This window comes from Pseudarthrobacter sp. R1 (assembly GCF_024494415.1).
Lineage (GTDB): Bacteria > Actinomycetota > Actinomycetes > Actinomycetales > Micrococcaceae > Arthrobacter.
The window spans coordinates 567,482-576,871 of the sequence record NZ_JAMKFI010000009.1; the positions used below are offsets into that span (position 1 = coordinate 567,482).

Below are 9,390 nucleotides of genomic sequence, written 5' to 3' on the forward strand. Positions count from 1 at the left end.
ACGTGGTAGATCCGGTCCTTGAAGTCCCAGATGAAGGAGACGGGGTCGATGCCCTGCCACATCATGTGTGACGGGTCCCAGTTCAGCCCGAACGCGGGGCGGTGGTTGATCGCTTCGAGGGTGCGGACGGTGGTCCAGTAGTCGTAGGCGATTTCGGAGGGGTGGACTTCGTGGGCGAAGCGGACGCCGCATTCGTCGAAGACGTCCAGGATGGGGTTCCAGCGGTCGGCGAAGTCCTGGTAGCCGGCGTCGATGACTTTTTCGGGGACGGGCGGGAACATGGCGACGTAGGACTTCGTGGGCGAAGCGGACGCCGCATTCGTCGAAGACGTCCAGGATGGGGTTCCAGCGGTCGGCGAAGTCCTGGTAGCCGGCGTCGATGACTTTTTCGGGGACGGGCGGGAACATGGCGACGTATTGCCAGATGGAGGAGCCGGTGAATCCGACGACGGTGTCCACGCCCAGTGCCTTGGCGAGCCGGGCGGTGTGTTTCATTTCCTCGGCGGCGCGCTGGCGGACGCCTTCGGGGTTCCCGTCGCCCCAGACCTTGGCGCCGACGATGGCTTCGTGGCGGAAGTCGATGGGGTCATCGCAGACGGCCTGGCCCTTGAGGTGGTTGGAGATGGCCCAGACCTTCAGGTTGTACTTCTCCAGGATCTCCAGTTTGGATTCGACGTAGCCCGGTTCGTCCCAGCGCCAGGCGTCCAGATGGTCACCGGAGACCGCGATCTCCAGGCCGTCGTACCCCCAGCCGGAGGCCAGTCGCGCGACTTCCTCGAAGGGCAGGTCAGCCCACTGGCCGGTGAACAGGGTGTAGGGGCGGGGCATGTCAGGCTCCTTGACTTTACTGGGTTGTCCGGTTGGGTTGGATGCCGGTTTCTAGTCGACGCGTTCGGGATCAACGGTTGTCGGTCCGGCTATTGCAATGAATGCTGCCTTTTCGGATTTCCCGTTCTTGAGGTCCGGGGACTGCAGGCCGGGAAAGTACCGGCGATTGCCCGCTGCAGACCCCGGACCATGTGGTGAGTCCGGACACTCAGAGGGAGTAGGAGTTCTTCATGCTGTCCCTGACGTAGGCGTCAGCCGCGCGAAGGTGTTCACCGATTTTTTCGAAGCTCCATCCCTGCGTGCCGTGGCATTTGAGGCTGGCGACGCCTTCATACCCGACCCTGCGCAGCGCTGCCAGCATTACGGAATGGTCAAGTGTTCCGTCGGGGCGGGGAAGTTGCTGGTCGGCGGGACCGAAGTTCAGCCCGTCTATGCCGTGGCGGTATGCGCGGTCGATGTCCCAGATGTAGTAGTAGAAGAGCCGTTTGCGTTCGGCGAGGAACGTGATCGCTTCGCTGATGGTGTCCTGCATCACCCACAGGTGCGGGGGAGCGATGCAGACGCCGAGGTAGGGATCGTCGATGTCACGGATGAGCCGTTTCATCTGGGCGAGTGTGTCAACGCCTTCGTCCCAGCGCTGGTCTTCGTTGGCACCGGATTCGAAATCGGCGGCGAAAGGTACGGTGAGATGGTTTTCGACCGCGATCCGGACTCCGCGGCGCGCTCCTGCTTCGACGATGGGTGGCAGGAAGGTGGAGACGAAGTCGGGGTAGTTAGCTTCGCAGTCGAAGATGAGAGTATCGATTCCGAGGTCTGCGGCGAAATCTACGCGTTCAAGGATCTCGTCCTGGGTCTTTCCGTAGACGGTGAGGCCGCAGGGTTTGACTCCGTATTTGTCAAGCACTTCGAGGATTTTGCCAGGATCATCTCCCGGATTGACGTGGTGGGCCAGCGGTGCGGCGGAGGACCAGAGGTTGACTTCCTTGAAGCCGATGTCGGCAAGGTCGCGGATCGAGTCTTCGAAGCTGTGGTCGTGGTATGGGACGAGTTCGGCGGCGTATCTGAACATGAGTTCTCTCCTTCAGAGGGTTTGACGGATTTTGGAGGTCTACCAGACGAAGACGGCTTTTTCGGTTTCGCGCTGGTCGAAGGCGCGGAAGGCTTCCTCAGCCTGATTGATGGAAAAGTCGTGGCTGATCAGTTTTTCGACCGGAATTTTCTGGTCGATGACGAGGCGCACGATTTCTTCCCAGTCGCTGATGGGGAAGTACCAGCCGCCGACCACGGTGAGCAGTTTTCTGAGCATCTGGTCGCTGGGGTTGATCTGCGTAGCCCGGGACTCACCGACGAAAGCGACGGCGCCTAGCTTGGCGGCGGCGTCCAGGGCAGAGTTCTGCCCAGCGGGGTTGCCGGAACAATCGATGCAGACGTCCGCTCCGCGGCCCTGGGTGAGGTTCCGGATCTGCTGGACGGCGTCGGTTGTTGTGCTGTTGATGACGGCGTCTGCGCCGAGCGAGCTGGCCTGTTCGAGCCGATGGTCGATGACGTCGACGGCGATGACTCGGGCGCCGAAGGCCTTGCCGATGAGTACCGCGGCGGATCCCATTGGTCCCATGCCGAAGACGGCGACGGTTTTTCCGCCGGCCACGGCGAGCTGCTTCTGCACGTGGTACTGACTGCCGACCATGTCGGTCATGACCGCGCCGGCGCGGAAGCTGAGTTCGTCAGGGAGCTGAAGGCAGTTGCGTTCGGGGAGCAGGAAATAGTCGGCGTCACCGCCGTGGACGTCGAAACCAAAGCATTTCCACTGGTCACACAGCATCATGTAGCCGCTGAGGCAGTATTCGCAGAATCCGCAGCCCAGGGCAAGGTACCCCGCAACGCGGTCGCCTTCTTTGACGTGAGTCACGGCGTTCCCAACCTTGACGACTTCGCCGGCTGCCTCGTGCCCAGGTATCACCGAACCTTGGCCGGCGCCTTCCCCGCCGACGATCGGGGTGCCGTAGTAGATGCTCATGTCGCTGCGGCAGATCGCGGAGGCACGGGTCCTCACCAGCACCTCATGCGGCCCCGGCTCAGGGATGTCGCGGTCAACGACGGTGACTCTTTTATCACCGGGGAGGATGACTGCTTTCATTTTTTCTTCTCCAATACTCATTTACTTGACTGCACCGAAGGTGAGGCCGGCGACCATCTGGCGGCGCAGCACGACCATGAGCACCAGGATGGGCGCGATGATCAGGGCCGCGGCCGCGGCGATGTTGCCCCAGTCCGTGCCGTACATGCCGGTGAACTGCTGCAGGCCCACCGGAGCGGTCTTCGCTCCGCTGCGGGTCAGGGACAGTGCGAACAGAAATTCATTCCACGACAGGACGATGGTCAGTACAGCCGCCGTCGCGACGGATGGCACGAGCAGGGGCCAGATGATCCGGCGGAGCACGTTCCATGTCGAGGCCCCGTCGACCATGGCTGCTTCCTGGATCTCATAGGGCAGCTGCAGGATCGAGCTGCGCAGGATCCACACCACGATGGGCAGGTTGAAGGCAGCGTACGGGATGATCAGGGCCGGATAGGTGTCCATGAGCCCGAGCTTGCCGGCGAAGACGAAGACCGGGATGACGGCGACGATGGGAGGGAACATGTAGGTCGACAGGATCCAGGATGAGAGCCTCTTGCGGGCCCGGAATTCCCTCATAGTCAGGGCATATGCGGCAGGGACTCCCACGGCGATGGCCAGGGCGGTGGCACCGAGACTAACGATTGCACTATTGGTGAGCAGCTGACCGAAGCTTTCGGATTTACCGCCGCCCGCTGACAGTACAGAGGCATAGTTGTCCAGGGTGGGATGAAAGATCCAGGCCGGGGGGATCTGGTTGGCGATCCCGGCCGGCTTGATGGAGGTGATGAATATGAACAGCAGCGGCACAAGGCTGACCAGGAGCCATGTCCACAGGAAGGTTCGTCCGATGATGACGCGCGCCACGGTACCCCCGCGGCTGGTTGATGATGTCGTTGTCATTACATTTCCTCGGGGTCTGCTCGGCGGCCGATGATACGCAACATGAAGGGGATAAGGAGCGAGAGGACGATCAGGAAGACCACGCCCAGTGCGCAGGCGAGACCGACGTTGAAGCTTTGAAGGCCGACGCGGAAAATACCCAGGTTGATGATCTCGGTGGATTCACCGGGACCGCCACCGGTGAGGATCTTGAATGGATCGAAGGTTTTGAAGGCCTGGATGGTCCGCAGCACGGCCGCGATGGCAATAAACGGCACCATGGCCGGAAAGGTGATGTGCCGGAACATCTGCCATGGGGTCGCTCCGTCGACCATGGCTGCTTCCCTGGGCTCCCCCGGCAGGGACTGAAGGCCGGCCATGAGGATCAGGGCGATGAACGGGGTCCACTGCCACATGTCGAGAATGACCAGGACGATCCATGCCGATGTCGAATCACCAAGGAGGTCGACGCCTTTGGGGAATCCGAAGACGCCGAGGTAGTAGCCTACCCAACCGTAGTTGGGGTTCAGCAGCTGCTTGAAGACCATTGCCGCGACCGCCGGCGTGACGGCGAACGGCAGCAGCATGAGCGCGGCCCCGACCTTGTTGGCGCGGGTCTGGGCCGCTAGCGGAAGTGCCAGGGCGAAGCCCAGGATCATCTCCAGGATCACCGCGACCGCAACGAAGCCGAACGTGATCAGGAACGCGTGCTGGACCGAAGCATTGGTGACCGCCGTGATGAAGTTATCCAGTCCGACGAATTTGCCCACGCCCCCGAGGATCTTGTCGTTGCGGAAGGCTGAGTAGAAGATGAAAATGGCCGGGGCCACCGTCATTAGCAGCAGGACAAACATGGCCGGAGCCATGTAGACCCATGGGGTCGAACGTTTTTTCCAGGTCAGCGGCTTCCTGCCGCGCGGGCCGGCCGTGGCAAGGCCGTCCGCGCGGCGGGAAACGTCAACCGTCAAGGTCGCATCCAATGGTGCGGCGGTTGCTTTCATAATCGATACTCCTTGGGCGACCTTGAACGGTCCGATTGGTTAGTAGCCGGCCGACTTCAGGAGGGCCGAGACCTTGTCTGATGCGGACTTGAGGGCGTCCGATGGCGAGGAAGCGCCGGTTGCTGCGTTGTTCACCGCGACGGCCACCTCATGGCTTACTTCGGTGTAGTTGGTCAACCGTGCGCGGCCGACGCCTTCCTCAAGGGATTTACCGAGGGTGTCGTAGAAGGGCGCGAGGGGGTTATCGTTCTTGATGCCGGCAAAGACGGAGGTCCGGCTGGGGTGCAGGGACTTGGCTGTCATCGTTGTTTGCTGCTCGGCGGCGGTCAGCCAGCTGATCGCCTGGTAGGCCCATTCCTTGTTCTTGGAATTCTTGTTGACGCTCAGCATCCAGGTCCCAAAGTGGGGTCCGGCGGCTTTCCCGGAGGGCACCGGGGCATAGCCGATGGTGCCGCCCTTGACGTTGTCACCGAGCTTGAGGTCGTGGTAATTGATCGTCATGGCGGCCAGCCCGCTGCCGAACGATTCGGCGGTTGTACTCCAGTCCGCTGACGTGCTGCCCGGGGGGACATGTCCGCTTTGCGCCAGCTTGGCGTAGTAATCCAGTGCCTGGACTCCTTCGAGGGTGTCGAACGTGGGCTTGCCGTCCTGGTCCACCAGGGTCCCGTCCCCGCCCTGGGATGCGAGCAGGGTCTTGAAGTCATCGGTGGCCCAGTCGCCGACACCCGCCATGACCGTTGTGCCGTAGAGCTTCTTGTCCGGCTGGGTAAAGAACTCCGCCACCTGGGCGTAGTCGTCCCAGGTCTTCGGGACCGTAAGGTCCTTACCGTACTGGGCCTTGAAATTCGCCTTCTGGGCCGGGTCGTTGAACAGGTCGCTACGGTAGGCCATGACAGCCACGTTCGACTGGATCGGCATCCCGTACACGTCGAATCCTGCATTCTTTATCGCGGAAGCGTCCGGCTTTGCCGTGGGATCCGGGTAGCGTTTGATCGGGGAATCAGCGCTGTAGACGGCCGTGTCGTAGAACACCTCGGGGATGAAGTCGGTCACGTTGGACTGCGGGGCGTCAGGGTTCAGGACCCCGTTCTCGAGGTACTGGCTCAGGGGTTCGAGGTTCTGCACCAGGGCCGGCGCCCACGGAGTGTCGACGACGACAATGTCGTAGTAGTTGCTGCTGGAAGCGAACTCGGAGAAGACCTTCTGCTGCAACGCGTCGTACGGCTGGTTATCGATCGCCAGATCGATGCCGAACTTTTCTTTGAACTGCGGCACCAGCGACGCGACGGCGGCGCTGTTGGCTTCATCGGTGGTGTAGAGCATCCGTAGCTCTGCCGGTTTGGCCGCCGCCGTGTTCGGTGCTGCTGACCCGCCCGTGCATGCGGTTGCCAACAGGGTTACGGAGAGCGCGGCTCCCAGGCCCGCTACGATGCGTGACCGCTTGACGCGATCGAGAGATCGGATAATTTTCATTTCTGTACTCCTTCTAGTTCTTTCAGGTATGGGACGTCGACCCACTCGCCGCCCTTGCTGGATTCGATGATGCTTTCGGTGAGGACGGCTGACCTGAGACCGTCCCGGAAGGTGGGCAGGCCATCGCGGATGTCTCCATGGATTGCGCCGTAGGTGTCGGCGACAAATGCGTTAAAAGCGTCCTGATAACCCTGTGGGTGCCCTGCCGGCAGGACACTGAGCCGTGCCGCTTCGGGGCTGAGCGCGTCCGGGTCGCGGACAAGCACCTGGGAACCGGCCCGTTTACCAAGCCACAACGTCTCCGGGGCTTCCTGGTCGAACTGGAGGGTGCTGTCCGCACCCGAAATCTCGAACATCAGGCGGTTCTTCCGTCCGGGTGCAACCTGGCTGACCAGGAGGTTTCCCACGGTGCCGGCCTCAGTCGTGAAGACAGCCGCAACCAGGTCCTCGGTCTGGACGTCTTTGTTGTTTGCCCGGCCGGAGAAAACCGTGCGACTCAAGGCCCCGACCCGTGATATCCGTTCACCGCTCACGAATTCGAGGAGGTCGCACAGGTGGGACCCGATGTCGGCGAACGCCCGTGAAGGGCCACCGAGAGCGGCGTCCACCCGCCAGTTATCGTCGTCCCGGGTCAGAAGCCAATCTTGAAGATAGGAACCCTGAATGGTGGAGATATGTCCCGTTTGGCCGGATGCAATGCGTTCCCGGGCTTCCCGGATCATCGGGTGGAACCGGTAGACGAAGGGAACGGTTGCAACCACTCCGGCCGCATCGGCCAGCTCCGTGAGTTTGGTGGCATCGTGCACGTTGGTCGCCAGAGGCTTCTCACAGACAACGTGCTTGCCTGCTTTGATAACGGCCTCGGCCAGTGCATGGTGCGTTGAGTTCGGGGTGCAGACGTGAATGACGTCAATCGTGTCGTCCTGGAGGAGGTCCTGGACGGATGCGTATGCCTGTTCGACGCCCAGGCGGTCTTTGGCCCGTGCAGCACTGGCCGGACTCGAGGATGCGATGCCGGCGATTTCCGCCCCTGCAGCACGGACGGCTCTGCTGTGCACCTCAGCCATGAACCCGGCGCCGACGAACCCGGCCCGTAACCGGGAGGGGGTTGTGGTGGTTCGGTTGTTTTCCATGGCCAAAACAGTGACACGTACCACACAACTTGAGTCAGGCAACCAGCAAAAGTCTGCACCTTTTGACGCTGATGGTGCTGGAACTCGCGGCAAAGTTGCACTTTTTGATGCTGTTGGCATCGGTGGGTGGACGGACACAAGCGGGCAGCTTGACACTGGGTGAGATGCGGCCCCACTCGGGGTCCTGTGAGCCTGTTGTCACGGCCTCAGTCTCACCGTTCACATCTTTTGATCCCCCGAAACGGAGAAACATGGACAACGGCGGTCCGGGCGAACTTTTACATATCCTTCGGGACGGACGCCCGCGAACCAGGGCAGAGCTGGCCGGGATAACGGGCTTGGGCCGGGCTGCCATCAGTTCCCGCCTTGAGCCGCTCCTAAAACTCGGGCTGGTTGTCCCCGTATCGGATGCGCCTTCCACCGGAGGCCGGCCCTCCGCGCGACTGGCCTTCAACCCGGGTGCCAAGGTGGCTGCTGCCGCTGACGTCGGCGCCACTCACGCCACTGTTGCACTGACGGACCTGTCGGGAAGGGTGCTGGTGGAAGCCACAGAACAACTTGAAATTTCATGCGGACCGGAAGCTGTTCTGGACTGGCTGCTGATGACGCTGAAGGGTCATCTGCAAGTGATGGAGTGTTCAACAGCGGACATCATCGCTGTCGGTATCGGGTTGCCCGGTCCCGTCGAACACTCCACCGGAAAGCCGACCAGCCCGCCGATAATGCCGGGATGGGACGGCTTCGATGTCCCCGCCTATGTGCAGCAGACCTTTGACGTTCCCGTACTCGTCGATAACGATGTCAATCTCATGGCCCTCGGGGAGCGGGCGGCACGCTGGCCTGACGAGGACAACATGATCTTCCTTAAAGTCGCCACCGGTATCGGCTCGGGGGTAGTAAGCGGGGGTATGCTGCAGCGAGGCGCGGCAGGGGTTGCTGGAGACGTCGGCCATATCGCCGTTTCCAGGGGAGCAGGAATTCTGTGCCGCTGCGGCAAGAGTGGCTGCCTGGAGGCCATCGCAGGCACTCCGGCCATCGCCGCACAGCTCCGCGAGAACGGACTCGAGGCAATCACCGGACATGACGTCGTCTCGCTCGTCCGTTCCGGCGATTTGGCTGCTATTCAAGCCGTCCGGCAGGCCGGACGCGACATCGGGGAAATGCTCAACATGTGCGTGAGCTTTATCAACCCCGCACTGATTGTGGTGGGCGGATCGCTTTCACACTCCGGAGAACATCTGATCGCCGGAATACGTGAAATGGCCTATGCACGCTCAACGCCGTTGGCGACCCAGCACCTGAATATCACCCAATCCAAAACCGGGCGGGAAGCTGGAGTGATTGGGGCCAGCATCCTGGCCGTCGAACACGCCCTCGCCCCGCACCGGGTGAATGAGCTCGCGAACACGCTGCATGCCGCCGGACTCGACGCCACCCACGATCTGCAGAAAGTGGAGCACGTCGCCCAGACAGCTCATTAAAGTGCATCCCCGCCACGGGCCTGGGCGGTGCCGATACTCCTGGCGTCGGGTGCCGAGATCAAACGCGCAACGCACAAATCGAAGGTGGACGAACGTAAAATGGTCCTGACAGCTGAAGCCTTTTCTGGCCGGTCTTATGAGCCGCCGCAATGTCGCGGCAACTCTCAAGGCCGCCGAAAAGGTCAGGTGGTCAAGGAGGATGGCATGCCTCAATCTGATAACGAGAACAGCGGCCGTCTGCGACTCTACAAAGTGCCGGAGGGGCTCAACCCTGAACAAAGGTTCGAGCATTGGCGGGTGTGGTAAGGCAGTGCCGTCGAAACCCCAATGCGGTTGGAAAAGTCTGTACCTAAGCCTTGATCCACCGATCCGCTTGCGCTGGTCCCGCTGGATGCGGTTTTTGGTGGTTTGCGGGCTGAGGGCGTGCTGGGGTGCCCGGCCTTGCTGCCTTTGGTGTTCCACTGGTGGTCCTGGTT

General features: G+C 61.7%; 8 protein-coding genes and 2 pseudogenes. 2 read left to right on the plus strand and 8 right to left on the minus strand.

All coding sequences use genetic code 11. The annotated features are described in order from the left end of the window. The 8 genes and pseudogenes from M8J71_RS23710 to M8J71_RS20040 all read right to left on the minus strand — a co-directional run. Positions 1 to 179: pseudogene (locus M8J71_RS23710) on the minus strand (sugar phosphate isomerase/epimerase family protein); the annotation flags it as partial. Between the two features lie 124 nt (positions 180 to 303). Continuing rightward, positions 304 to 828, minus strand: a pseudogene (locus tag M8J71_RS20010) (sugar phosphate isomerase/epimerase family protein); the annotation flags it as partial. A gap of 208 nt (positions 829 to 1,036) precedes the next feature. Further along, the gene (locus M8J71_RS20015) at positions 1,037 to 1,897 is read right to left on the minus strand and encodes a sugar phosphate isomerase/epimerase family protein (RefSeq protein ID WP_256249542.1); all 861 of its coding nucleotides are present in this window, start codon (positions 1,895 to 1,897) and stop codon (positions 1,037 to 1,039) included. 39 nt (positions 1,898 to 1,936) lie between these two features. After that, entirely contained in the window at positions 1,937 to 2,986 is a 1,050-nt protein-coding gene (locus M8J71_RS20020) for a zinc-binding dehydrogenase (protein WP_256249543.1), read from the minus strand. Further along, complete coding sequence (locus M8J71_RS20025) at positions 2,987 to 3,847, minus strand: carbohydrate ABC transporter permease (RefSeq protein WP_256249545.1); 861 nt, start codon at positions 3,845 to 3,847, stop codon at positions 2,987 to 2,989. After that, the gene (locus M8J71_RS20030) at positions 3,847 to 4,827 is read right to left on the minus strand and encodes a carbohydrate ABC transporter permease (RefSeq protein WP_256249546.1); all 981 of its coding nucleotides are present in this window, start codon (positions 4,825 to 4,827) and stop codon (positions 3,847 to 3,849) included. Before M8J71_RS20030 ends, M8J71_RS20025 begins: the two co-directional genes overlap by 1 nt. Before the next feature lie 39 nt (positions 4,828 to 4,866). Then, positions 4,867 to 6,300, minus strand: coding sequence for an ABC transporter substrate-binding protein (locus M8J71_RS20035; RefSeq protein WP_256249547.1), 1,434 nt, complete (start codon positions 6,298 to 6,300; stop codon positions 4,867 to 4,869). Continuing rightward, positions 6,297 to 7,433 carry a Gfo/Idh/MocA family protein gene (locus M8J71_RS20040; protein ID WP_256249548.1) on the minus strand — a complete coding sequence of 379 codons (1,137 nt, stop codon included), beginning with the start codon at positions 7,431 to 7,433 and terminating at the stop codon, positions 6,297 to 6,299. Before M8J71_RS20040 ends, M8J71_RS20035 begins: the two co-directional genes overlap by 4 nt. A gap of 251 nt (positions 7,434 to 7,684) precedes the next feature. Between M8J71_RS20040 and M8J71_RS20045 the strand changes: the two genes are divergently transcribed. Together M8J71_RS20045 and M8J71_RS20050 are read left to right on the plus strand one after the other, a co-directional pair. Continuing rightward, on the plus strand, positions 7,685 to 8,914 hold the full coding sequence (locus M8J71_RS20045) for an ROK family transcriptional regulator (RefSeq protein WP_256249549.1): 1,230 nt from the start codon (positions 7,685 to 7,687) through the stop codon (positions 8,912 to 8,914). An 84-nt stretch (positions 8,915 to 8,998) separates the two neighbouring features. Continuing rightward, on the plus strand, positions 8,999 to 9,220 hold the full coding sequence (locus M8J71_RS20050; RefSeq protein WP_256249550.1) for a hypothetical protein: 222 nt from the start codon (positions 8,999 to 9,001) through the stop codon (positions 9,218 to 9,220). The last annotated feature ends 170 nt before the right edge of the window (positions 9,221 to 9,390 follow it).

Excerpts from the sequence above, each read along its gene's own strand:
- M8J71_RS20030 (WP_256249546.1), bottom strand. The coding sequence starts at position 4,827 with ATGAAAGCAACCGCCGCACCATTGGATGCGACCTTGACGGTTGACGTT.
- M8J71_RS20045 (WP_256249549.1), top strand. The coding sequence starts at position 7,685 with ATGGACAACGGCGGTCCGGGCGAACTTTTACATATCCTTCGGGACGGA.
- M8J71_RS20025 (WP_256249545.1), bottom strand. The coding sequence starts at position 3,847 with ATGACAACGACATCATCAACCAGCCGCGGGGGTACCGTGGCGCGCGTC.
- M8J71_RS20035 (WP_256249547.1), bottom strand. The coding sequence starts at position 6,300 with ATGAAAATTATCCGATCTCTCGATCGCGTCAAGCGGTCACGCATCGTA.
- M8J71_RS20020 (WP_256249543.1), bottom strand. The coding sequence starts at position 2,986 with ATGAGTATTGGAGAAGAAAAAATGAAAGCAGTCATCCTCCCCGGTGAT.
- M8J71_RS20040 (WP_256249548.1), bottom strand. The coding sequence starts at position 7,433 with ATGGAAAACAACCGAACCACCACAACCCCCTCCCGGTTACGGGCCGGG.
- M8J71_RS20015 (WP_256249542.1), bottom strand. The coding sequence starts at position 1,897 with ATGTTCAGATACGCCGCCGAACTCGTCCCATACCACGACCACAGCTTC.